The following is a 731-nucleotide window of genomic DNA, read 5'->3' as shown; positions in this document are numbered from 1 at the left end:
GGCCCGCGCCAGCTCCCGCTGCTCGCGAACGGCCCAGCCGGCGGCCACCAGTCCGGCCGCGGCGACCACGCCGAACAGGACCACGCGCCAGGTGGAGGCGCGGACGCCACGGGTGCGCGGAGTCGCCGTCCGGTCCGTGTGCCTCATGCGCAGCACGAACTCGGTGAGCAGGTAGCCCACGAAGAGCACCGCCAGCAGGAGCACGGGGGGCGCGGCCGTGAGGGCCAGGGTGACGCGCCCCGGATCGTCCAGGAACAGGGTGGGCACGGCGGCGTAGCCGAGGATCATCGCCAGGGCGCCGACGGGGATCAGCACGGCCGCAGCGGTGTGGCGCAGCTGGATCACGTCGCTGAGGGTGCCGGGGCCGCGGGGGACCTCCACCCACTCCTGGGTGCCGTCCACGTGGGTGTACAGGGCCGGCTCCTCGCGGAGCACCGCAAGGTGAGGGGAGCGCCATGCGGCCATGGTCACGAGGACGGCCAGGCCGAGGCCCACGGCCCACGGCTGGGTGGCCCCTCCGTGCTGGCCCTGCTGGTAGCCCAACGAGGTGCCGGCGGCCCCGATCACGCCGACCAGCATCAGTGACAGCGTGCGCAGGATGCGGTTCACGGCCACGTGGCGGACGGCGTCGTCCTGGGCGGGGGAGAGGCCGGCCAGCGCGCGGCGGCGGAGCACCGCGGCGATCGCCAGGGCGGCCCCTAGGCAGAACGACGCAGCGGTGGCGGTCAGGC

Annotated in this window: 1 protein-coding gene; it reads right to left on the bottom strand. The window is 75.4% G+C overall.

From position 1 onward, the window contains the following. Positions 1-731 (bottom strand): hypothetical protein (locus AC2W7A_RS13065; RefSeq protein ID WP_485991699.1); only part of this gene is annotated, 731 nt, incomplete at both ends.

This window comes from Micrococcus sp. LASM2_SD2, from assembly GCF_057364565.1.
This window is presented reverse-complemented; position numbering and strand designations above follow the sequence as displayed.